Raw genomic sequence first — 23,912 nt, 5'->3', positions numbered from 1 at the left:
TTTGATAGATTAAAGATGTAACGAGCATGGAGAGTGCCGATGTTAATACAGTTAAACCCTACTGGGGTTTTAGATTTACTGTCGCAATTAGAAGTTGATTTATTAGAGCAATCTTCCGCTAGCGAGCGTTACAAATTATTTAGAAACTGTGCGCTTGCTGTTCTTAATGTTGGTAGTCATACCGACGACAGTAATGATATATACGATAAATACAAAGATTTCGACATTCGTTTATTAAGCCGAGAGCGTGGTATTAAAATTGAGCTAGAAAACCCACCCAGCACTGCTTTTGTAGATGGCGAAATAATTAACGGAATTCATGAACATATCTTTTCGGTTATTCGCGATATTTTGTTTATATGCCAAAAATACGAAAAAGATCATACAGAGCAAAAAGCTATTACGCACATGGTATTTGATATGCTTAGAAACGCCGGTGCTCTGCGTGTTAACAGTGAACCAAGTATGATTGTTTGCTGGGGCGGACATTCAATCAACGAAGTTGAATATAAATACACTAAGCAGGTAGGCTACGAATTGGGGTTACGTGGGTTAAATATTTGCACAGGTTGTGGTCCTGGTGCTATGAAGGGTCCAATGAAGGGAGCAACTATTGGCCATGCTAAACAACGAAATACAGATAACCGTTACTTAGGCTTAACAGAGCCAAGCATTATTGCAGCTGAACCGCCCAATCCAATTGTAAACGAGTTAGTTATTTTACCTGACATTGAGAAACGCCTTGAAGCCTTTATCAGGACAGCTCATGCAATTATCATTTTTCCTGGTGGCGCTGGTACAGCAGAAGAACTTCTTTACCTATTAGGTATACTTCTTCACCCTGATAATACTAAACAACGCCTACCTGTTATTTTAACTGGCCCTAGAGAAAGTCAAGATTACTTTAAAGAGCTCTGTGAATTTATTCACATGACACTTGGTCAAGAAGCATTAGATAAGTTTGAAGTTATTATTGATAACCCAGCCCTTGTTGGTCAGAAGCTAAAATCCGCGATGACTAACGTAAAAGATTACAGAAAAAGTCAAGGGGATGCTTATTACTTTAACTGGACACTTAAAATTGATAATGATTTTCAGCAACCTTTTTCACCCACACATGAAAATATGGCGAGCCTTGACTTACATCTTGACCAGCCAAAGCAACAATTAGCGGCTAATTTGCGACGTGCATTTTCAGGTATTGTTGCAGGCAATGTGAAAGACGAAGGCGTTAGAGCTATAGATCAAAAAGGCCCGTATATTTTAAGTGGTGAACCCGCCCTTATGAAAAATATGGATAAGCTTTTAAAAGCATTTGTAGGTCAAGGACGTATGAAGCTCCCTGGTAGTAAATATGTTCCGTGTTACAAAATAAAAGCATGAGTTTTATAGTTTGAAACCCCACTTACTTCTTATCGATGCGCTTAATTTAATTAGGCGCATTTACGCTGTTGACGCTAATCAAAAACATTATAGCGACGAGCAGATGATACAAACATGCAGTGCCCGTGTTGCTCATGCGTGTAAAAAGCTTTTGAATGCAAGTAATGCTACCCATGCAATTGCCGTTTTTGATGGTGATAAAAGCTGGCGTTATCATTTTTATAAAGATTACAAACACTCACGTGCGCCAATGCCCCAAATATTAAAAGATGCCCTATCGCATTTCAAAGCCGCAATTGAAGAAACAGGTATTGTTGTATTTGAGCCTATTAACGATGAAGCCGATGATATAATAGCAACGCTTGCTTACAAAGCCGCCAGTAATCAAATAAGTAATATAGTCGTATCAACCGATAAAGGGTTTTTGCCGCATATTGGCCCTTATATTACCGTTTACGATTACTTTAAAAAGGTATACCTTGATGAAACAAGTATAAAAGAGCGTTTTGGAGTAGAGAAACATAAGCTGGTTGATTTTTGGGCTTTAGCAGGTGATAAAACCAATGATATACCCGGCGTAAAAGGTATTGGCACAAAGTCTGCGCAGCAAATAGTTAATAACTATAACTCAATTGAACAAGCAGCCGAAGATGAGTCCCTAAGCCCAAGTATTAAAGCAAAGTTGATCGCGAGTATGGATATGTACGTAATTTCAAAGCACTTGGTTAGTTTACGCACCGATATAAATTTAGGCTTTAGTTTAAAGCAGTTAAGGCTAAATTAGTCGCAATTTAATAGCCTCTATACATTACAAAACGTATATTATTTTTAGTTTCGGCAGTCAGAGTAAAGCATATTGAAAAAATTTAGCAGATATTTAATTTTAGGTTTAGGACTATATGCACTGATAGCAACATTAGTGATCACCTTTTATAAAGATGATCCTCAGGCTATGATCTGGCAAGACCGAGAAGCTTTCAATAAACGCTATATAGAAAAACTATCTCTTGAGCAACCAACTTCATTAAATAGCGTTCTTGATTATTTAGGCAGCCCTGACTTAACCTACGCTAAGCGTGAAGGGGAACTAGTTTTACAAATCGTTTTTTATAGAACACAGCATATAACCTCTGATGGCATTACAACTATGGACGAATGTACGGGGCTATTATTTAAAAATGGTTCGCTCATTTTATGGGGCCCTAGTGCCTATAACAAATACCAGGAAATAGTTAGGTGAAATTCTAATGAGTGAGCCTGTGTCAGTAAAGCTGAACAACTTATTTGAAAAAACAGCAGTGTTTTTAGCTTCATTTAACGACAAAGAACAATGGCAAGGGTTTTATCCTGTAATTTGCCAACTATCTGAGCAATATAGAGTACTTTATAGTGAGCAGCCTTTTGCCTTACAAGCCCAGCTCTGCCTGTATAATCCTAAATATGATTATGCTAAAAACTTAGTCATCAAGCAATGCATATTAACTACAGTAATGTGTGCGAGCCAAAATTATAATAAAGAACTAAGTGAGCTATATATTAGTGCAGCGCTAGTAGAACATTTATGTGTTTGTAAACAACTAAATAAACTCTCTGAGCAAACTAGTTTTACCAATAATGATAAAAAACATTGGCAACTGCGTCACCAACTTGCAGCAAAAGTTCTATTGTTTAGTGGTGATTCGGTAAAGTTAATTACACAAATTTTGGCCAAAATAAATAAATACAAACAGGCACTGGTTAGTACGCCTAAAATTATGCTTTATGATAATGGCTTAACATTAGTTGCACTTGCCAATATTATTGTAATGAATATCACTTATACGAGTTCAAATAAACAAATAAGTCTTTTTAAAGCTCTCAGTGATTTATATATAAAAACCCCTAATATATTTGCCCAAAAAATCATTAAAGCCTTAATACGTCAAATTGGACCACTTTTACCCGGTAGTCGAGTGCTTTATGCTGAACAATCAATGGTATACTTAGCTACAGATCAACAACAACGTCATTTACTCGTAAACCCATATAATAATAAAAAAATTACTTGGTATAGAGTCAAAGTTTCACTAAACGACAATTCAAAGCAATGGCGCTGCAATGATGAAAATTTGCATTTGAACGTTTGGAATAGCGAACATATAGCAGTTAAAAAAGTTATTTCGCAGAGTGAATCTGTTAAATTGCTTGATTTAATAAGCCAAATAAAATTAAAACATGAATATAGTTACAAAGGCTTAAGCAATATAATGGCTGAACACAAAAACTTAATTGCAAACCTATGTGAAGCGGTGCAACCATATAATAAAGATCATATACCTGCTAAAGATTTAAAACATAGTTTATCTATGGTGGGGTATTATAATGCCCCTGCGATAATCCAACGTGTTGTTTTCGAACAGCTTGTTAATGTAATTCCCCACCCTTTACATGCATACATAATTAATAGGTTAAATGCATTAGTAAAAATCGTGGCTTTGCTCGTTAGCAAAAATAAAAAAAATCAGTTTGAGCATATTACTTTGCCCCTATATGCTTACGTTCATTTTTTAATGACACAATATAGTACACAGCTTTCTCGTAAGACACTTATTGACGACATACCAAATAAAACAATGAGCGTACCTGTTTTCTCCTTTTTTGGAGTTAATACGATCGATAGCGAACACCTAAAACAACAACTGACTCACCTACTAAGTGATAATCCTTGGACAATTACGTTATTAGAAGCAGAACAAATACCTAAAAAGCATTTAAAAGATTCTCAAAAACTTTGGACGACACTAAAAATAATTGCGCAAAGTATTTTTAAACCTGAGATTGAGTTAACTGTTTGGCAACAGGAAATACTTAATGAGCAGTTAAAAATACAGAAATGGTCTAGTTCAACTGATTTCCATCAAGAGCTGCTGTCTCTTGGTCTGTCGAACACTATTTAAGATATGCTAACTATTTAATATCTTTATACCCATTATAAATGTAATTTATACTCAGTATTTATAGTATAAACTAGCAAAATGGCCAATATGTTGGTATAAATGCCACCTTAAATTTTCAAGCACTTTCGCATAAATGACCTAACAAGCAGTTACTCTCTCAGAGTAATAATTTATGTGCAAATCAAACTCTTTAAAGGAAAAGTCAATGGCCAAACAAACCATCACAGTGATCAAAGGCGACGGCATCGGTCCGAGCATTATCGACTCAGCACTTGAAATATTAAAAGCCGCAGGTTGCGACTTTGATTATGAATTTGTTGATGCTGGCCTAGCTGCACTTGAAAAAACAGGTGAGTTACTTCCGCAAGAAACAATTGATACTATCGCTAAAAATAAGATCACTCTTAAAGGCCCGTTAACTACGCCTGTAGGTGAAGGTTTTACATCTATTAACGTAACACTTCGAAAGCAATTTGGTTTATATGCCAACGTACGCCCAGTTAAATCATTTGTTGGTACAAAAGCACGTTACGATGACATTGATATTGTTACTATTCGTGAAAACACACAAGGCATGTACTCAGGTGCCGGCCAAGTGGTAAGTGACGACGGTAATGAAGCTGAAGCTAAATCGATAATTACTCGTGAAGGCGCAGAGAAAATTGTCACATTTGCATACGAGCTAGCGGTACGCGAAGGCCGTAAAAAAGTTACTGCAGTCCATAAAGCTAACATTTTGAAATCAACATCTGGTTTATTCTTAAAAGTTGCACGTGAAGTAGCTGAGCGTTACCCACAAATTGAATCAAATGAAATGATTGTTGATGCAACATGTATGAAACTAGTAATGACACCTGAAGAGTTTGACGTAATTGTTACGACTAACTTATTTGGTGATATTTTATCTGACCTTTGTGCTGGTTTAGTTGGCGGTTTAGGTATGGCTCCTGGTGCGAATATTGGTGAAGATGCTGCAATCTTTGAAGCTGTTCACGGTAGTGCACCAGATATCGCTGGCAAAAACCTAGCTAACCCAACATCAGTAATTTTAGCGTCTATTCAAATGCTAGAGCATTTAAACATGAGCGACACAGCTGAACGCATCCGTAGTGCTGTCGCTGATGTAATTAAATCAGGCGACCGTACAACTCGCGATCTAGGTGGCAATCACGGTACTACTGATTTTACTCAATCAGTAATTGACCGTCTGTAATATACAGTAAACTGTTAAAGCAAAAAGCCAGCATATTAGGATAACTTAATATGCTGGCTTTTTTGTTTTTTGTACATATCACATACACCCAACTTCAATCTGCATAATTTTGTCAACCTAAGCCAAACTGAACTATAAGCTTTGGTACTTCCACATTAAAAAACGATGAGAAATGAATTTTTAATGCAAATAAAGCATTTTAAGGTTGACTTGACGCCTAAAAACCCTTAAAAATAAACCTATATAGAATTTTTAATTTAAAGCAGTGTTTTGCTAAGTAGAGTAAAAACTATGAACACACAAATAAACCTTTTAGTCGTACTCGTACTGGTCTTAGTTATAAGCCCAGCGGGGATGTATTAAAAGGTGATACTGCTTTTTAAAAACCCTCGCACTACGCGGGGGTTTTTTTATGCATAAAAAAGCGCACAGAGGAATGAGGATGAGCAAACAAGAATATAATGGTTCTGAACTAGTAATTCAGGCATTAAAAGAGTTAAAGGTAAAATACATATTTGGCTATCCCGGTGGTTCGGTTTTAGACTTATATGATGCACTTTTTCAGCAAGATGACATTGAACATATATTAGTACGTCACGAACAAGCTGCAACACATATGGCTGACGGCTATGCCCGCGCTACTGGAGACGTTGGTGTTGTACTTGCTACCTCAGGCCCTGGCGCTACAAACTGTATTACAGGTATTGCAACGGCCTACATGGATTCAATTCCTATGGTTGTGTTATCAGGCCAAGTGCCTACAAATTTGATTGGCGACGACGCATTCCAAGAAACCGATATTGTGGGTTGTTCTCGCCCTGTAGTTAAACACAGTTTTAACTGTAGAAGTGCTAAAGACATCCCTACAATCTTAGCTAAAGCTTTTTATATTGCTAGCACTGGTCGCCCAGGTCCTGTCGTTGTTGAGCTTCCAAAAGATATGCTTAACCCTGCTATCAAATTTGAATATGAATTTCCTAAAACAACAGAGCTGAGAACATATAGTCCGAACACCAAAGGACACTCAAAGCAAATTCGCAAAGCTGTAACGACTATCTTAGAAGCGAAAAAGCTAGTTATTTACTCTGGTGGCGGAATTGTTATTTCAAATACATCAGAGCAATTAACACATTTAGTAGAATCGTTAAACGCACCTATTACAAATACTCTAATGGGGCTTGGCGGTATATCAGGTGTACATCCAAACTTTATAGGCATGCTAGGAATGCATGGTACGCTTGAGGCTAACAAAGCAATGGCAAACGCAGATGTAATTTTAGCGCTTGGTGCACGCTTTGATGATCGTGTCACCAATAATGTTAAAAAATTCTGCCCAAACGCCACAATTGTTCATGTTGATGTTGACCCAACTTCAATTTCTAAAACAATTAAAGCACACATACCAGTTGTAGGTTGTTTAGCAACCGTACTTGAACAACTACAAGCGGGTATTGATAAAAGCTCAATACAAATTGATAGAAGTGCGCAAGAAGATTGGTGGCGTCAAATTATCAGCTGGCGTGAACAAAAGTGCTTAAGCTACAACACTGATGGCGACAAAATTAAGCCACAAGCTGTAATTGAAGCTGTCTATAAAGCCACTAATGGCGATGCTTATGTAAGTTCTGACGTTGGTCAGCATCAAATGTTTGCAGCGCAATATTATCCATTTAAGCACCCTCGCCAATGGATCAACTCAGGCGGCCTAGGCACCATGGGCTTTGGTTTACCTGCTGCAATGGGCGTAAAGCTAGCCTTTCCTGATAAAGAGTCTGTGTGCATTACTGGTGATGGCTCTATTCAAATGAATATTCAAGAACTATCTACCTGCTTGCAGTACAACCTAGCGGTAAAAGTTGTATCACTCAATAACCGCTCTTTAGGTATGGTACGCCAATGGCAAGACATGGTTTACGGTGGACGTCATTCATCATCTTACATGGATTCACTACCTGACTTTGTTAAGTTAGTTGAAAGCTACGGCCATGTAGGCATACAAGTAAACACACTAGATGAGTTACAACCTGCTATCGATAAAGCAATGTCAATTAACGACCGATTAGTCTTTTTAGATATAAACGTTGATGAAAAAGAACATGTATACCCAATGCAAATTAAGTTAGGCGGCATTGATGAGATGTGGTTACGTAAAGGAGTAAAAGCATAATGCGTCGTATTTTATCTATTTTATTAGAAAACGAACCAGGTGCCCTATCACGTATTGTTGGGCTTTTTTCACAACGTGCATATAACATCGACAGCCTAACTGTTGGCACAACTGACGATCAATCACTATCGCGTATTACTATTACCACTATGGGTGATGACAGAGTTGTAGAGCAAATTACAAAGCAGGTTAATAAGCTTGTTGATGTACTTAAAATTATCGATTTAACAGAAATAAGTCATATTGAACGTGAGTTATTACTTGTTAAGGTCTTTGCCCAAGACGAAACAACCCGAGCAGCTGTTACACGTGTAGTTGATGTATTCCAAGGTCTTATTTTAGATATGGGCCGACAAAGCTATAGCCTTCAACTAGTAAGCAGTACAGACAAAATAGAATCGTTTTTAGACACACTTCGTCATGAAACCGATATTATTGAAGTTGTACGTTCTGGTGCTGTTGGCATTGGTCGAGGCGATAAAGCACTTAAAGCCTGACAAAAAACATAATAAGCCACCGTTAGGTGGCTTTCATTCAGACAAAAAAAAAGAGCTTAATAGCTCTTTTTTTAATTTAATTTGTCAAACCGATTAAAGGTTTACTTGGTCTTTAAGACCTTTACCTGCTTTAAAGCTTGGGATAGTTGCCGCTGCGATTTGGATCTCAGCACCCGTTTGTGGGTTACGGCCAGTGCGAGCTGCACGTTCTTTTACTGAGAAAGTACCAAAACCAACTAATGCTACTGAATCACCTTCTTTTAAAGAAGAAGTTACAGCAGCTGTAAACGCGTCAAGAGCACGAGTAGCAGCAGCTTTAGAGATTTCTGCATCAGTAGCAATTTTTTCAACTAATTGAGCTTTATTCATTGTTAGATTCCTATTCGTTATTATTTTGCCTTCGCAAAACCTATCTTTATGCATTTTTAAAGAGTTAGCAACAGCAAATTGCATTTTTTGCTTAAATTCTTAAAAAATGAGTAAAATTTAAATAATTTTCGGTAAATTACAGCGTGTTGGGTTAACAAAGACTTAATTCGAGTACAATTTTGGTGCAAGTTAAACAACTGGGTAAATAAGCTATATTTTCTCGATAACTAAGGTCACTTCCCCGACCTCGACTCCAAACTTAACAATAGATGTGCGGTTTATCAAGCGCGATTGTGTAACCAGGTACATCCAATCATCAAAGTTCACTTCTAAGGTACTGCCATCATATGGAAGCTCTACATCGTAATTCCAATGAAATACGCTGCCATCACTTTTACCTTGCGCTGTACCTATTACATCAGCTGCCGACCCCGTTAAAGTATTGTCTTTATTTAACGTTATTTTCCAAATACGCTTTTGAGTTTCGCCATCGTCATAAACAAAGTCTTCTTCAATAACACCCTGGTTACCTTCCCAGCTCGCATTCATATCTACGACAAGCTTGCGAGTCAATTCTCCCTTAAAGTCTTGTACAACACCGTAGGCTTTCAAATTTCCACTAAAAAATGTTTTAAAGTCAAATTTTGGTGATGTATTTTTATAATGCTCTACATTTGGTGCCGAACAACTTATCAGCAACAAAGCAGATAAGCATATAACAGCTGCTTTAAACGCGTTAAATACATTCATATTAATTCCCTAATAGTTGCTTTCGTAGTTTCGGCTCAGAGGTTTTTTCATCCAGCCAAATGGCTAAAAAATCACTCGAAAATTGAGATTCACTTATTTCGCCAATTTTTTCGTCATTATGATAAAAAGTACTCATGCCCTGCTCATTTGTAACTAACGTTAGCGAGTCACCTTGCCTGATGTCAGGCCAAATAGACAATAATTTACTGTCGTATTTATCTGCTAGCTGTTTTTTCCCAATATGCTTCCACTGCTCATTTGTTGCTTTTACGATTTCTTTAGCTTTAAAGTCACGTAAATAGGTAAGTTTAAATTTAATAGGATGCGTTCCTGCGCTGTAATTACCAGAACGGGTAAATAAAACAGCGTCATATACATCCCAAAATAAATACTCCATTCGTGCTTCGCCTACTTTATTAAATTGTGTATTAGCTAAAACAATTGAAGTTGTAAGCAAATAAAAAGTAATTGCCTTTAGTAAAAGTTTCAAAATAAGCTCCATCGAGTCAATGAGTAGTGTTACGAAATGGAAATTGTGGGCGATCAACGATTAATGAATAACTTGATTTTTTGGTTTATAAAAATAATAGCAGTAAACACAGTAGACCAAAGCGCACCGTAAACGAGCCAGAACTGCCATAAAGGTAAACCTAAACTTATTACTTCAAAGCGTGCTCCAGCCCAATAACTTGCTGGCGCGAAAGCCATGCATACTAAAAAGGCTTGCCAAAGTTTCAATCTACTTAAAAATATCATTGAGGTATTTAAAGAAAGTAATAACGCGGTCCATAAAAAGACGAGCCATAAAGGGAAGGGATAAACTTTAAATTCTAATAAGCCTAACTTTACCGCTATATATTCTAGTAATAGTGCTAAAGGTAGGGCTTTAATCAATAGTAAGGTGTCTTGTTTTTTTTGTTTTGACAACCAAAACATTAAAACAATAATTAATCCGCTAAAAAGTAGCGAATCAGCTTCAAGCAGCAATGATAAAAACCATACTGCTTGAAATAGAACAAAATTAGTAACCGAGCGCAATATCATCGTTATCGCTAACAAAACGTGGTTTGCGGGCCATTAAATGTACCGTACTTGTTGCTCTGGCTCTAAATGCGCCTTCGCAATAAGCGAAATAAAATAACCATAAACGATAAAAACGTTCATCAAATTTTGAGCGGTCCAAATCAGGCCAACTTTTTATAAAACGAGTTCGCCAGTCTGCTAATGTTCTTGCGTAGTGAGCGCCAATATCATTAACAGTATGAATTACCATATCGGTATTATTCTTAATCTGCTCACTCATTTCATTAAGTGAAGGCAAGCATCCGCCCGGAAAAATATACTGCTGGATAAAGTCAGAGTTTTTTAAGTAGTGCTTATAACGCTGATCGCCAATAGTTATAGCTTGTATGAGCATTGCACCGTCATCTTTCAACAGTTCACCACATTGGGTAAAAAAGCTAGGTAAGAACTCATGACCCACCGCCTCTATCATTTCGATGGAAACAAGCTTGTCGTATTTACCTTTTAGTAGTCTGTAATCGAGTTTGAGTAATGTTATTTTACTTTCAAGACCAAGTTCGACAATCTTGTTAGCGACATAATCATGTTGTTCATCAGATATGGTTGTTGTTGTTACATGGCAATCGTAATGTGTGGCTGCATATATAGCAAAAGCCCCCCACCCTGTACCAATTTCAATTACTGAATCATTTTTTTGAAGCTCAACTTGCTCACAAATGCGTTTCAGCTTGTATTGTTGAGCCTCTTCAAGCGTTGCTTCTTTTGAAGGATATACAGCACTTGAGTAAAGCATTTCTTTACTCAAAAATGATTCGTACAAATCATTACCTAAATCATAATGAGCAACGATGTTTTTCTTAGAACCCGATTCAGAATTTTTGTTTTTTATATGATTAAACCGATGCGCGATATTACTAAAAAATGCGAATTTCTTTTCAAACTCATCCAGTTGCTTCTCATTTATAGCAAATATTTCAATGAAAGAGGTTAAATTGTCACAAGACCAATGCCCTAAAATATACGCTTCACCAGCGCCAACGCTCCCAGATAATGCAAATGCCTTATACATAGCTTTATCGTTTACAATAATTGTTGCTTTTAGCACTGAAGATGGGTCGCCAAAAACTGTACGCTCATTCCCTTCAATTAAAACAACTTGACCTGTTTCAATTGACGAAAAGGCTTTAATCACTAATTTTTTATATATGTTAGTTAACCAGTTTGTGCTTTGTTCGCAATTTACGCTCGACACTTTATCCATTGAAATACCTATTAATTGTCCTGACTATCTATGTGCTTTATGGCTTGCCTGAGTGGCCTAAAAAAGGAACTCGTTTAATAAACAACTTTAACGCTTGATAATAAATACCTTTAAAAATAGACCACGTCATGGCCGGAAAACGTTTAAATAACTTATTAACTTCTTCTTTAGTAAGTTCTTTGCGCTTTAAGCGAAGTGTAGCATCAAATAATAACTCTTCATTTCGCTTATTTTCAATGTGTATCAATGTTTTATCAGGCGATTGCTTAACATGCCAATGATAGTTCATGTCTAGATTCATAAAAGGTGATACGGAAAAAACCTTTTTAAAGTTCACTTTTTTTTCTAAAGGGACTAAATAATAATGACGCTCGTTCCATGGTGTATTACTCACTTCAGCAATCATGTACTTAAAACGGGTGTCGCTGTGGCCAAAAAAATAAAAATTAACAGGACTAAAATACACACCAAAACAACGAAGCTGCCCTAACATATAAATATGAGAAAAGGTTTCAGTAATACCTAAATTGACAAGTTGTTGATGTGCACGCTCAATAAGAGGACGTTCAGCAAGTTGTGAGGTGCCTACGAGATAATCAGCTTCATTAAATTTTAACGCCTTTAAGCCTGATGTACCTATGTGTTTATGCACACCATCCAGTTGTTGAGGATTATTTAAATCTACCCACATCATATACAAAGGGTAACTAAAGCGATGTTCTTTAACAGCAAAACGACGATGTTTAACATCGCCTAAATACACTGCACTAGTCAAATTCGACCCCAAGTTGCTTGGCTACATCTACACCACTGTGTACGCCATCTTCATGAAAACCATTGTACCAATAAGCGCCACAAAAGTAACTATTGTTGTGTCCATCAATACTGTGTTTAAGTTTTTGAGCCGCAATAGACTCTTGGTTAAATACAGGGTGATGATAAGTAAACTCGCGCAAAATTTTACTTTGGCTTATTCCTTCAAGATGGTTAAGCGTTACACAAAACTGTGTATCTGATTGTATACCTTGCAAAATATTCATTTGGTAAGTAACAACAGCTGCTTTATCAGTGTTGTTATTAAGTAGGTAGTTCCAACTTGCCCATGCCGCTTTTCTATCTGGTAAAAGATTTGTATCGGTGTGCAGCACAACTGAGTTTTCAGTGTAAGCTATAGCACCTAATACTGACTTTTCTTGCTCAGTAGCATCACCAAGTAGTGCTAGCGCCTGATCTGAATGACATGCAAATATTACTTTATCAAATTTACTTTGCTCACCATTGGCAAACTCTATTGTTACTTCATCATTTTGACGCGTAACTGATTTAATATTTGTATTGAGGTTTATTTTATCTGCAAAACCTCTGATCAGCGGCTTTATGTATTGACGAGATCCACCCGGTACTACATACCACTGTGGTCTATTGGTTACATCTAAAAGCCCATGATTAAAGAAAAATTTAACAAAAAACTCAACGCCTACGTTTTCCATTTCTTTAATACTGGTAGACCAAATAGCCGCGCCCATAGGAAGAATATAATGAAATTTAAAAAAGTCATTAAAGTGGTTATCGTTAAGCAATTGCCCTAATGATTGTTCAGATTGGTAGTCGCCTTTTTCATGCATTGCTTTGCATAGTTTGTTAAACCTAACAATATCGTACAATAATCGCCAAAACTTAGGTCTAAAAATATTACGACGCTGTGCAAATAGGCTTGTAAACGTATGTCCGTTATATTCAAAACCAGTGGCCTCGTTGTGCACACTAAAGCTCATCTGGGTTGTTTGTTTATCAATACCGATGCGCGAAAGTAGCTTTTCAAAATATGGATAAGTTCGGTCATTAAATACAATAAAGCCTGTGTCTATTGCGTATTTTATGCCGCAAACATCAACATCAACCGTTGCAGTGTGGCCACCTATGTAATCATTTTTTTCAAATACGGTTACATCGTAATGTTTGTGAAGCAAATGCCCACATGTTAAACCAGACACACCAGTTCCTATTATTGCTATTTTTTTCAACGGGCTAATCCTTTTGCGATTTTAAGCCAAATTGGCAGTGGTAAAATGCGTAATGCTTTTAATATAAGTGTAAAACGATAAGGGAAATGAACGTCTTTGCGGCGTTTGTGAATCCCCTTAATCATGTAGTCAGCTGCTTTTTCAGCAGTAACGGCCATAGGCATCGGAAAATCATTTTTATTAGTAAGTGGGGTTTTTACAAACCCGGGATGAACTAAAGTCACGTCAACATCATTTAAATCAACGGCTAAGCTTTTTGCTAAGTAACTTACACCGGCCTTTGACGCGCCGTAAGCTTCTGAACGAGGTAGCGCAAGATAAGTAACACTTGAGCTGACCAAAACAAGCTGGCCACCTGGATTTATTTTAGGCAGTAGCGCCTCAAGGCAATATCCCATAGAAAGTAAGTTAACGTTTATTACACGCTCGAAAAGGGCGCTATCAAAGTTGCGCGCATCATCTATATATTCACAATTACCCGCGTTTAAAATAACACGGTCAAAATGAGGAAAGCCAATTGTAGACTCTTTTATATCTTTGAGGTTAGTTGCATCAAATTTACATACTTCAATATTGTCGTATTTAGCAAGCTCAGCGAGCTTTTCGCTATTACGCCCACAAGCTATAACAGTGTCTCCTCGTTGCGCGTATTTAATTGCTAGCTGCTCGCCAATACCCGATGTAGCACCCGTTATAAGTGTGATCATAATTAACTTGCCCTTTTATCAATTAGCTTTATAACGCTACCAAGTAAAGGAATGTGTTTGTATAACAACTCGCCAACATTAAAGTAGTCTCTGTGCTTAATAATTTTGCCATCGTTAAAAATAAGCTTGCTATGACCTTCTACTGAGATAGTTTTACCTGATGAAAGCTTTGGATGGGCATAATGCATGGTCCAATAAATAAAAGCATTGTTATTGCTATTAAACGAATCAGTAATATCAAACTGGCAATGCTTAACATTACTGTATAAATTAGCAAAATATCTTCGCAGTTCTACAATGCCGTTAATTTCATGCATCGGGTCTATAAACTGTATGTTGTCACAGTAAATATCACTCAATAAATCAAGATTAGTGCTATCAAGCTGTTGGTATATTTCAACAAATTTATCTACTGGTAACTGGTTATCCATATCACACCTTAAATGCAGCAATTGCACGTTCTCGTGCCGCTTTATGATCAACTATTGATGGCCAGTAACATTCCTTATCTTTGCCCGTTGCGGCTAAATAAGTGTGTGGAAAATGAATGTGTTTATCTGGCACGTTTTTAAGCTCTGGCAAATACTTACGAATAAACGCACCCGTTGGATCAAAGCGCTCGCTCTGTCTGATAGGATTAAAAACTCTAAAATAAGGCTGAGCATCACAGCCCGTACTTGCAGCCCACTGCCAACCACCATTATTTGAGGCTAAATCGCCATCAATTAAGTGCTGCATAAAAAAGCGTTCACCTTCACGCCAGTCTATTAATAAATGCTTAGTTAAAAAGCTTGCAACAACCATTCGTAAACGATTATGCATCCAACCGGTTTGCCTAAGTTGTAGCATTGCTGCATCCACTAATGGGTAACCTGTACGCCCTTCGCACCATGCTTTAAAATCACTTTCGCTTTTACGCCACACTACAGCGTTATACTTTTCGTTAAAGTTATCGCCGCGTGAAAGCTTCGGAAATTCAGCAATTAAATGCCTGTAAAATTCGCGCCAAACTAGCTCGTTAATCCACGTAAACGTTTTACTTTTTGATGTAGTTAAAATATCAGGATAACGCTGCTGAATATTAATAAGCAGTTGCTTTGTGCTTACAATACCAAGTGCTAAGTAAGGGCTTAAACCCGATGTGCCTTTTACACTAGGGATATCACGCTGGTCGTCGTAACTTGTAAGCTTGTCGCATATAAAATTATCAACTACGGTAGAGAGTGTTTCGTCGTCAACTGGCCACTTATCTGAGCTCCCATCACTTTTTAGTAAACCACTCTCGTCAAACTCAATAGGGTCAGAAGTTAAAGGCCATTGTGGCAAACTAAAGTGTGTATCTTGATACTGCTTTAACCATGCACGTTTAAATGGAGTAAACACTTTATACATTTCGTTACTTTGATTTTTAACTGAGCCTACAGGCGCAATTAAATCACCTTCGTGCAAAGTAAAAGTAATAGAAAGCTTATCGCATTCATGCAAAATTGCTTTATCGCGATTTACTTCATTAAGCTCATATTCTGTATTAGCAATTACGTGTTTTACATCGCTTGCTTTACAAAAGTTAATAAGCTCACGCATACAATCACAAAAGCTAGGCGCTTCAATAATATGTAAAGTAATACCATAATCAGCGAGTTGTGATTGAAGATAAATAACTCGGCGCTTGAGTAGGTCAATCTGAATAGGCGCAGTTTGGTGTTGTTGCCACTGTTTTTCAGACACAAAAAAAATGGCGTGTTTAGCGCCATTATTTAGCGCTTGAATTAACGCTTCGTTAGAAAAAAGGCGCAAATCGCGCCTAAACCAAAATAATGTATCCATTAAATACCAAATCGTAATTTTAAATCATGAGGATAAGGGTTAAAAAACACCTGTTTTTCAAGGTACTCATTCGGATGAACTTTCAAATGATGTTTTAGCAAAGTAAGTGGTACATACAATGGCACCAAACCTTCGCGGTATTCGTCTATCGCATCACGAAGTTCTTGTTTTTCAACCTTCGATAAATCAGTTTTAAAGTAACCTTGTAGATGCATTAGCGTGTTGCAGTTATTTCTTCGAGAAGCTGGCTTTTTAAGACCCGTCATCAAACCTAAAATATATTCGTCCGCCACTGCATTTACATCGTCGCCTACGAACGTTCCTAGCAGGTTACCCAAATCACGATAAGCCTGATAATTATGAGCCATTAACAAATACTTATACTGAGAATGAAATTGAGTAAGCTTGTGAACCGTAAGCGGCTCCTGTACTAAATTTTGCCAGTTTTTAAATACGTAAATTCTCATTACAAAGTTTTCACGTAAGTGCATGTCGTTCAAGCGTCCATTTTCTTCACATGGCAGTAACGGGTTGTGCTTCATTATTTGCTCAGCAAAAAAACCAATCCCTTCGGAGGTATTACCCGTGCCAGCTTCGTTATATATTTTAATGCGCTCCATGCCGCAACTTGGGCTTTTTGCACAAAATACAAATCCACTCAACTCTTTTACTTGTTCGGTTGCAACTTTTTTACCATACTCTGTAAGTTGTTGACCTACATCCCCAGTGCCATCTGGACGACATACTTTAATAGTATCACCCACTCTTACTTGGCGAATAGTTGGACGAGGTATTGGCAAACCTACCGCTACCTCCGGACAAAATCTTGTATATTCAACGTGTTTACCTAACTCATCCATACAGAAATTTGACTTTTTATGACCTGTGTCAAATCTTACTTTTTCGCCTGCTAAGCATGCGCTTATACCTATTTTTATTATATCTGTGTGCATAAATTCTCTTAGTAAATCAAATTACCTATTGGATTTAGTAACTTGCTGAAGCCCTTATTAAAATGTAGCGCACTACTGACAACTGTAAAGCACAAACAACCATCTTTTGTTAAAGGAGTATGTTGGTGGCTACCATCTTGCCAAATAAAGTCACCTGGTACGTAACTACCATCTTCATCGCTAAACTCGCCGTCTAGTAGTAGAGTAACTTCAAAGCCAGTATGAGTATGCTCAGGAATTTCGCCACCCGCATCAATGTGTAACAAGCTAGAGCGTAATGGGCCATCATCAAGTGCAATACGAGATCTCGCAAGCTTACCAACTTGGGTAAATTTACTATGAGAAATACGCGTTAGCGCGCGTGGAAGCTGGTAATTATGCTCATTAACTTTTATGGAAACGGGTTCAACTTCGTAAACTTCGTCGATAGAATCATCGGACGTGATCATGTCAAGTACATTTAATTCAAATTCTTCAAGTAATTCAGTTTGCCCAGTTTGAGGTTTCTCAAATTGAGCGGTATCTTCACTAAATAATGCATTTGCATTACTTGCTTCAATTTTAGCGACTTTAGCTTGGCACACAGGGCACATGTCTACATGTATAGAAACGGCTAAACTTAGTGATGTAGCAAGTGATGCATCGCAATACTGTTTCAGTAAAGTTTCACTCGGGTGATGTTTAATCATGCTGATCTCCCATTTCATTACGTAATTTTTGCAAGGCCAAACGTAATCGTGATTTTACCGTGCCTACTGGAATATTAAGTTGATGTGCAAGTTGTTCTTGCGACATATCTTGAAAATAAACCCCTCTTACCACTTCGCGTTGAGCAATAGGTAATTTATCGAGGTAGCGTTTAATTTGCTTATCTTCTAAATGATCACTGTATTCGTGATGTGTATCTTGTGATTCGTTTAATAACGGCCAGATATCTTCGCTTATGTTTTCTTCTTTATTACTTTTCATTTTACGAAGCATATCGAATGAAGCGTTACGCATAACGGTATAAACCCACGTAGTAGCCGCACCTTTATCACTGTGATACAAATGTGCTTTACGCCAAACAGATGTTAACGTCTCTTGCACAAGCTCCATTGCTTGAGCTTCAACACCAAATTGCTTAATTCCAAAGCGTTTAATTTTTGGCGCAAAGTATTCAAATAAATAGGAAAATGCTTTTTTATCGCGTGACTGTGCAACATCTATAAGCGCTTGCATGAGTTCTTTACTCGGCGTTTCTGGCATGGCAGTGTACTTACCTGTATTAGGTTCACAACGTGGTGACTGTTGTTGACTTACCATAATAATTTATCCCGTTATTGCTTTTGTATTAATTAATACGGGCAATAATTAATTTAGGATCATAAAATTTAGGCAAATTCGTTATTAATCACAGTATGGAGGAAATTCAGTAAGTTATCAAAGTTCGTTTCAAACGCAAGTTGCTGTTTTTTCTCAATAGAAATAGGTAGGAGCTCAAGCCAACGAGCTGCAATCCAAGGCAGTTTGTCAAAGTGAGTTTTTTTGTACAGTAAACTAAGCTCTGGATTACTTTTAAAGACATTTAAAAGTGCATCATGCAATAAGTTATGCTCACCAATTGGGTTATTAGAATCTTTGTACCAATATGGCGTATTACAAGGGGATACCAAGCCATGTCGTAATTCGTCCTCATCTTGGTAAGCATCATTTATTTGAACGCTTTGAGAAGCAAACACATCGATTAATAATACATCACTATCATCTTGGTCAAAATCAATAATATCAACAAGACAACCTTGCGAACTTATATTAAATGGCGTGTCGTGCTCAAATGTACAAAGCACAAACCCAGTGTTGTTTTTTAACGCGGTTTTAACCATATTTAAATAGCGAGGCTCAAAAATGCGTAATCGCGTATAGCCTTCAGGTAACATAAAAATGGGTAATGGAAAAATCGCACGTTTCATAAAGTCTACTTATTTCAAACACTCTGCTTTTATTTACGTGCGCTTTTGCTAAGTCGATCAGCTTTGTATGAATCGAATTAATTACCAGCTATGTAATTGGCTAAAGATTAAACCAACCTCCCATTGCTTTAAACACTTGAACCGAGTAATAAGCGCTAATCATACTGACTACGGGTGCTAACATTAATGCAAATAATCCAAGTTCACTGCTCATCGTTTCAATCCTTTAAATAATTTATTTTGCGTTTTGAATACTAGTGTCAGTATTTTTAAGCGTTGTGCTATCTGTTAAAACTGGCTCATCCAATAAACTCTCTAGAACAGTTTTAGAATCAAAATAAAGTGTTTCTTTTAATGAGTTCTCAAGCTCAACTGTGGTTTGCTTAACGTAGCTTGCTACGCTTTGAGTTAATATATCAGTTACATCTAGGTCAACTTCTATTGCATGTACTTGCGCAGAACCTAATACTAATAAACTTGCCATAGCGATTTTAATTGAATGTTTCATAATGGTATTCCTTGTTTGTGTATTGTTTAGACGTAGTTACATACTCAAGGGTTGTGCCAATATAAAAATAAATTATAAGTAACTGTAATTAAGCAACTTTACACAAGTTTATTTAATTTAAAAAATTCATACCTTGTTAATTTAACCATTTAATTTAATATTTTGACTACTTTTTAGTTAATAAATAAAAGGTTTAAATGTATTAGTACCGTCACACTAAATACATTTAGCGTTTATAAAAACGTCATATCTACCCGCTAAAGTGCACATCACTATAAATAATTCAAAAAGTGCAGTATGAATCTTTCATCTCGTCGAAACTTCTTAAAAACCTCAGCAGCAAGCATATTTACAGTTGCGGTATCGAGCGCCATTACAGGTTGTGCTCAAACATTAATAAACAAACATCTATCGGCTATTGAATTTAAACACGGTGTAGCCAGTGGCGATCCGCTCAATAATGCTTTAATTATTTGGACACGCGCAACTACTTCTCAATCAAGTTTTGAAGTTACTGTTGCTTGGGAGCTGGCAAGTGATTCTCAATTTAAAAACATCATTCGCAGCGGGCGCGAAAAAACTGATAAAAGCCGAGACTTTACAATAAAAATAGACGTGCAAGATCTTGCACCTAATACAGAGTACTTTTATCGTTTTATGGGTTTGAATACACAAAGCCCAATTGGCCGTGCTAAAACACTACCAATAAACAATGTTGAACAAATAAAAATGGCTGTTGTGTCTTGCTCAAACTACCCTGCTGGGTACTTTAATGCCTACACAGATGCGGCTAAGCAAAAAGATTTAGATGTAGTACTGCATTTGGGAGATTACATTTACGAATACCCAATGGGCGGATACGCTACCGAAAATGCTGAAAAAATTGGTCGACAATTAGCAGCCGATAACAGCGGTGAAATTATCACCCTTAGCGACTATCGTAAACGCTATGCAATTTACAGAACAGATCAAGGCCTTCAAGCACTTCACGCTGCAGCGCCTTTTATTGCAATATGGGACGATCACGAAGTTACTAACGATACCTATAAAAGTGGTGCTGAAAATCATACCCCTGATGAAGGTGACTTTTTTAAGCGCCGTGCAGCAGCTATCCAAGCCTATTACGAATGGCTACCAATTAGACCGCCTATGGGCGAGTCAAGCCCGCAAATATACCGCACCTTCGATTTTGGTAATTTAATAAGCTTACACATGCTAGATACTCGCGTAATAGCACGCGATAAACAACTTGCTTACAGCGACTATAAAAACCTAGAGACCAAAAAAATGGATGTTGCGCGCTTTGCCAGTGATTTACATAATCCAAAGAGGCAGTTACTAGGTAACACACAACTAAATTGGCTCACAAGTGCAATAACTGAATCAAATGCAAAGTGGCAAATATTGGGCCAGCAAGTATTAATGACTAAAATGTGGCTACCTACCGAGATATTCTCGCAATCCGATCGCACTAAAATACCGCAGGTGTTAAAAGAGCTTGTTGCCATTAAAAAAGCTGTATTAGCAAATAAAGCGGTAACGCCCGCACAACTCGCACGCGTAAATACTTTAATGCCTTACAATTTAGATGCATGGGATGGTTACCCAAGCGAGCGCGAAGCATTATACAAAAGCGTTACTGCATTAAATAAAAAGTTAGTCGTGGTTGCAGGTGATACGCACAATGCGTGGCATGGCACATTAAAAAATGCAAAAGGCGAAAGCGTAGGAGTAGAATTTGCAACGCCTGGCGTTACATCTCCAGGTATGGAGCATTATTTAGCGCTTAATACAGCACAAGCAAAGCAAATGGCTGACTCGCTTTCATTGTTAATAAACGACTTAAACTATTGTGACTTATCACACCGTGGGTATATGTTACTTACAATAACCAAAGAGCAAATTACTACAGATTGGCGCTATGTAGATAACATCGAATCACCAAGCTATAACATAGTTAACCAGCATCAAAGTATTTATAAAAGCTAATACTTTTAATAAAGAAGGTAAATGTATTATTTACCTTCTTCACATGTTTTATTAAACGCGTTTAATTACAGCTATAGATAAGCGTCCATGAAGCATCACTTCCTGGAATGCTGTTTGTATACCAATTTGCGCTGTAGGCATTACCTTGATATTGCATTTTATCGTCGGTGTTATTGTGAGTAAATGGGCCGGCTGAATAATCCTTTTTGACCCAATTAGGGTATGCATTAATACCAATACAATCTGTTGAACTTACAACACTGCATCCATTTGTATCAACACTTGTACCAGCAGGTGTATCTGGGCACTGATCAATATCATCATTAACTCCATCGCTATCTGCATCGCTTTGTGGTTCAACTACTTCAACAACACAACCTACATGATTAACAGTTTCACCTACAGGTGTATTAGGACATTGATCAATACTATCGCTAATACCATCGCCATCGCTGTCAGTTACCTCACAACCAATACTATCAACCGTTGTACCTGCGGGAGTGTTATCGCACTGATCAAAGCTGTCACTTATACCATCGCCATCAGAGTCTAAAGCAACCGTACTACCACCCCAACCTTGAATAATTTCTTTAACTTTAGTACCTGATGCAGTTAGTGAATTCCAACTACCGCCTGGAGTAAATAACGACGCACCTTCGTTTTTGTCGTTCAAAGCCCAATTAGCGTGGCTAATATTGTTTGTTTTAAAAAATGCCATCCATGCATCAGTTTCATTAATATTAACACCACCATTGCCATCAGCATTAACTGTTCCCCACTCTGTAGCAAATAGTGCAATGCCGTTATCAAGTGCTGTTTGTGCTTTATTTCGATACGATTGACCATGCGTGCCAGCATAAAAATGCAGAGTGTAAGCAATATTGGCGCGATCTATCGGGTTTTGTGATGCCACATCAACATCTTGCGACCATGTAGGCGTACCAACCACAATTAAGTTATCAGGGTCGATTGCTCTAATTTTATCAATAACAGTTTCAGCGTAAGGCTTAATATCGTTAACCCACGAAATTTGTAATGGCTCGTTATAAATTTCATAAATAACATTGTCGTACTGACCATATTTGGTAGCTACGTCTTCAAAAAAGCGAACTGCAGTTGCTTGATCGGTATGCGCTTCATGGCTATGAAAATCAATAATAACGTACATATCCTGGGCAATAGCTGCGCTTACAACAGTATCAAGACGGCTCATATTGCCCTCCCAATCAAAGTTCAAACTACCACCGGTACTCGTACCATGGCCAATAGCCGCACGAATTAATGTTGCATTAAATTCAGTCTTTGCCTTTGCTACTGTTTGAGTTGTGTAAAACTCTTCACCACCCCACCCTGTATTGCTCCAAAACAAACTTATACCGGCAAAACTTGTACTTTCTCCACCAGCAAGAATTTGATTCCCACTCACCGTTAACTTTTCAACAGCGGCGTTGGCCATTGTTGAGCATCCTAATAATAAAGCTAACGATAAGCTCGCCACTTTAAAATCCTTTCTTTTATGATCATTTGAACTGTTATTCATCGTATTTCCTTAAATTGAAATTATCAGTCGCCATCGTTTGACGTAATAAATTGACCAAACCAATACTTAATAGTTAAACAACGTTAATTTGTCGAGTAGAAAGTACCATTTATTTATTAACATTAAATGAACAAAAAGGTACAAAGAGAATGGTTTTAATTAACTAAATATCAACAAGCAAGCGATTTAAAGAGGTTTGAGGATTTTACTGGGTATATACAGGAATTTACACGATGTTTACATGGTGCAGACAAAAATCTCGGTTACAAAAAATATGTATAAAAATGAAAAGGCGGTAATAATAATTATTACCGCCATCAATATTTGCTAAATGTCAGGGTAAAATATTAATAAGCCAACCAAACCGAGTTCTGATTAACTGGCTTATTTTTTAGTAGGCAGCGATTTTCTGCCCAAACGGTACGCATCCATCATGCTCAGTACCCAAATTATAATCATTAAAGGTACGTACTTATATTCAGCGAGTTGAGCGCAGGCGTCAGAAGGTTGTTGCGCGGCTTTAAAAATGGCCGTAACCGACATGGGGATTTTTCCGTTTACAATTTCATATGCAGTACACTGTGCAATCGCAAATATATCTTGTATGGTTAAAATTAAAAGAACAGAGAATACACCCGCAAAAATAGCGCCTATTAGGTGTTTTTTTAAAGAAAAATGCCCCGCTCCAGGATAAACAATGGCGGTAAGTAAAGCAGCTTTTAGATCTTGTTTCATTTTTACCTAATATAAATTCACTTTAACGTGATCACATAAAAAAGCCACTTTGCAGTGGCTCAATTAAAATATCAAGTA

25 protein-coding genes are annotated in these 23,912 nt (G+C 37.3%); 8 read left to right on the top strand and 17 right to left on the bottom strand.

The window, feature by feature from the left end; all coding sequences use genetic code 11:
• Nucleotides 1-39 precede the first annotated feature (39 nt).
• From ppnN to ilvN, 7 genes are all read left to right on the top strand, one after another.
• On the top strand, nt 40-1,383 hold the full coding sequence (gene ppnN, locus V6260_RS03385) for a nucleotide 5'-monophosphate nucleosidase PpnN (protein WP_341592678.1): 1,344 nt from the start codon (nt 40-42) through the stop codon (nt 1,381-1,383).
• A 10-nt stretch (nt 1,384-1,393) separates the two neighbouring features.
• Complete coding sequence (xni, locus tag V6260_RS03380; RefSeq protein ID WP_341592677.1) at nt 1,394-2,167, top strand: flap endonuclease Xni; 774 nt, start codon at nt 1,394-1,396, stop codon at nt 2,165-2,167.
• A gap of 69 nt (nt 2,168-2,236) precedes the next feature.
• Nucleotides 2,237-2,623 (top strand): DUF3192 domain-containing protein, encoded by a 387-nt coding sequence (locus V6260_RS03375; protein WP_341592829.1) that lies wholly within the window; start codon nt 2,237-2,239, stop codon nt 2,621-2,623.
• A gap of 7 nt (nt 2,624-2,630) precedes the next feature.
• Complete coding sequence (locus tag V6260_RS03370) at nt 2,631-4,319, top strand: hypothetical protein (RefSeq protein ID WP_341592676.1); 1,689 nt, start codon at nt 2,631-2,633, stop codon at nt 4,317-4,319.
• 205 nt (nt 4,320-4,524) lie between these two features.
• Entirely contained in the window at nt 4,525-5,532 is a 1,008-nt protein-coding gene (locus V6260_RS03365; RefSeq protein ID WP_341592675.1) for an isocitrate dehydrogenase, read from the top strand.
• A gap of 442 nt (nt 5,533-5,974) precedes the next feature.
• Entirely contained in the window at nt 5,975-7,699 is a 1,725-nt protein-coding gene (locus V6260_RS03360; RefSeq protein WP_341592674.1) for an acetolactate synthase 3 large subunit, read from the top strand.
• The gene (gene ilvN, locus V6260_RS03355) at nt 7,699-8,196 is read left to right on the top strand and encodes an acetolactate synthase small subunit (RefSeq protein ID WP_341592673.1); all 498 of its coding nucleotides are present in this window, start codon (nt 7,699-7,701) and stop codon (nt 8,194-8,196) included. The genes V6260_RS03360 and ilvN overlap by 1 nt, the downstream gene beginning before the upstream one ends.
• 93 nt (nt 8,197-8,289) lie before the next feature.
• Here ilvN and V6260_RS03350 read toward each other — a convergent pair whose 3' ends face one another.
• From V6260_RS03350 to V6260_RS03280, 15 genes are all read right to left on the bottom strand, one after another.
• Nucleotides 8,290-8,565 carry an HU family DNA-binding protein gene (locus V6260_RS03350; protein ID WP_341592672.1) on the bottom strand — a complete coding sequence of 92 codons (276 nt, stop codon included), beginning with the start codon at nt 8,563-8,565 and terminating at the stop codon, nt 8,290-8,292.
• A gap of 210 nt (nt 8,566-8,775) precedes the next feature.
• Nucleotides 8,776-9,315, bottom strand: coding sequence for a DUF3833 domain-containing protein (locus V6260_RS03345; RefSeq protein ID WP_341592671.1), 540 nt, complete (start codon nt 9,313-9,315; stop codon nt 8,776-8,778).
• 1 nt (nt 9,316) lies between these two features.
• Nucleotides 9,317-9,805: a chalcone isomerase family protein gene (locus tag V6260_RS03340; RefSeq protein WP_341592670.1), complete on the bottom strand. Its 489-nt coding sequence runs from the start codon at nt 9,803-9,805 to the stop codon at nt 9,317-9,319.
• A 53-nt stretch (nt 9,806-9,858) separates the two neighbouring features.
• On the bottom strand, nt 9,859-10,359 hold the full coding sequence (locus V6260_RS03335; RefSeq protein ID WP_341592669.1) for a DUF2878 domain-containing protein: 501 nt from the start codon (nt 10,357-10,359) through the stop codon (nt 9,859-9,861).
• Nucleotides 10,337-11,599 (bottom strand): cyclopropane-fatty-acyl-phospholipid synthase family protein, encoded by a 1,263-nt coding sequence (locus V6260_RS03330; protein ID WP_341592668.1) that lies wholly within the window; start codon nt 11,597-11,599, stop codon nt 10,337-10,339. Before V6260_RS03330 ends, V6260_RS03335 begins: the two co-directional genes overlap by 23 nt.
• Before the next feature lie 37 nt (nt 11,600-11,636).
• A complete protein-coding gene (locus V6260_RS03325) occupies nt 11,637-12,374 on the bottom strand; it encodes a DUF1365 domain-containing protein (protein WP_341592667.1) in 738 nt (245 codons plus the stop codon).
• A complete protein-coding gene (locus V6260_RS03320; RefSeq protein WP_341592666.1) occupies nt 12,367-13,623 on the bottom strand; it encodes an NAD(P)/FAD-dependent oxidoreductase in 1,257 nt (418 codons plus the stop codon). Before V6260_RS03320 ends, V6260_RS03325 begins: the two co-directional genes overlap by 8 nt.
• Complete coding sequence (locus V6260_RS03315; RefSeq protein WP_341592665.1) at nt 13,620-14,330, bottom strand: SDR family NAD(P)-dependent oxidoreductase; 711 nt, start codon at nt 14,328-14,330, stop codon at nt 13,620-13,622. Before V6260_RS03315 ends, V6260_RS03320 begins: the two co-directional genes overlap by 4 nt.
• Before the next feature lie 2 nt (nt 14,331-14,332).
• Nucleotides 14,333-14,761 (bottom strand): nuclear transport factor 2 family protein, encoded by a 429-nt coding sequence (locus tag V6260_RS03310; RefSeq protein WP_341592664.1) that lies wholly within the window; start codon nt 14,759-14,761, stop codon nt 14,333-14,335.
• Nucleotide 14,762: 1 nt separating this feature from the next.
• Nucleotides 14,763-16,157: a deoxyribodipyrimidine photo-lyase gene (gene phrB / locus V6260_RS03305; protein ID WP_341592663.1), complete on the bottom strand. Its 1,395-nt coding sequence runs from the start codon at nt 16,155-16,157 to the stop codon at nt 14,763-14,765.
• Nucleotides 16,157-17,110: a DUF523 and DUF1722 domain-containing protein gene (locus V6260_RS03300; RefSeq protein WP_341592662.1), complete on the bottom strand. Its 954-nt coding sequence runs from the start codon at nt 17,108-17,110 to the stop codon at nt 16,157-16,159. The genes phrB and V6260_RS03300 overlap by 1 nt, the downstream gene beginning before the upstream one ends.
• Before the next feature lie 8 nt (nt 17,111-17,118).
• The gene (locus V6260_RS03295; protein WP_341592661.1) at nt 17,119-17,799 is read right to left on the bottom strand and encodes a ChrR family anti-sigma-E factor; all 681 of its coding nucleotides are present in this window, start codon (nt 17,797-17,799) and stop codon (nt 17,119-17,121) included.
• Nucleotides 17,792-18,415: a sigma-70 family RNA polymerase sigma factor gene (locus V6260_RS03290; RefSeq protein ID WP_002962457.1), complete on the bottom strand. Its 624-nt coding sequence runs from the start codon at nt 18,413-18,415 to the stop codon at nt 17,792-17,794. Before V6260_RS03290 ends, V6260_RS03295 begins: the two co-directional genes overlap by 8 nt.
• 68 nt (nt 18,416-18,483) lie before the next feature.
• Nucleotides 18,484-19,062 (bottom strand): LON peptidase substrate-binding domain-containing protein, encoded by a 579-nt coding sequence (locus V6260_RS03285; protein WP_341592660.1) that lies wholly within the window; start codon nt 19,060-19,062, stop codon nt 18,484-18,486.
• Between the two features lie 235 nt (nt 19,063-19,297).
• Nucleotides 19,298-19,570 carry a hypothetical protein gene (locus tag V6260_RS03280; protein WP_341592659.1) on the bottom strand — a complete coding sequence of 91 codons (273 nt, stop codon included), beginning with the start codon at nt 19,568-19,570 and terminating at the stop codon, nt 19,298-19,300.
• A 297-nt stretch (nt 19,571-19,867) separates the two neighbouring features.
• Between V6260_RS03280 and V6260_RS03275 the strand changes: the two genes are divergently transcribed.
• Nucleotides 19,868-21,559 carry an alkaline phosphatase D family protein gene (locus V6260_RS03275; RefSeq protein WP_341592658.1) on the top strand — a complete coding sequence of 564 codons (1,692 nt, stop codon included), beginning with the start codon at nt 19,868-19,870 and terminating at the stop codon, nt 21,557-21,559.
• 61 nt (nt 21,560-21,620) lie between these two features.
• Here the strand turns inward: V6260_RS03275 and V6260_RS03270 are convergent, their stop codons facing one another.
• Together V6260_RS03270 and V6260_RS03265 are read right to left on the bottom strand one after the other, a co-directional pair.
• The gene (locus tag V6260_RS03270) at nt 21,621-23,099 is read right to left on the bottom strand and encodes a cellulase family glycosylhydrolase (protein ID WP_341592657.1); all 1,479 of its coding nucleotides are present in this window, start codon (nt 23,097-23,099) and stop codon (nt 21,621-21,623) included.
• Between the two features lie 384 nt (nt 23,100-23,483).
• On the bottom strand, nt 23,484-23,834 hold the full coding sequence (locus V6260_RS03265; protein WP_341592656.1) for a hypothetical protein: 351 nt from the start codon (nt 23,832-23,834) through the stop codon (nt 23,484-23,486).
• Between the last annotated feature and the right edge of the window lie 78 nt (nt 23,835-23,912).

It is taken from the genome of Pseudoalteromonas aliena, assembly GCF_038155085.1.
In the GTDB taxonomy this organism is placed as follows: Bacteria; Pseudomonadota; Gammaproteobacteria; order Enterobacterales; family Alteromonadaceae; genus Pseudoalteromonas; species Pseudoalteromonas aliena_A.
The sequence above is the reverse complement of the archived record's forward strand: the minus strand, read 5'-3'. Positions and strand labels throughout refer to the sequence as shown.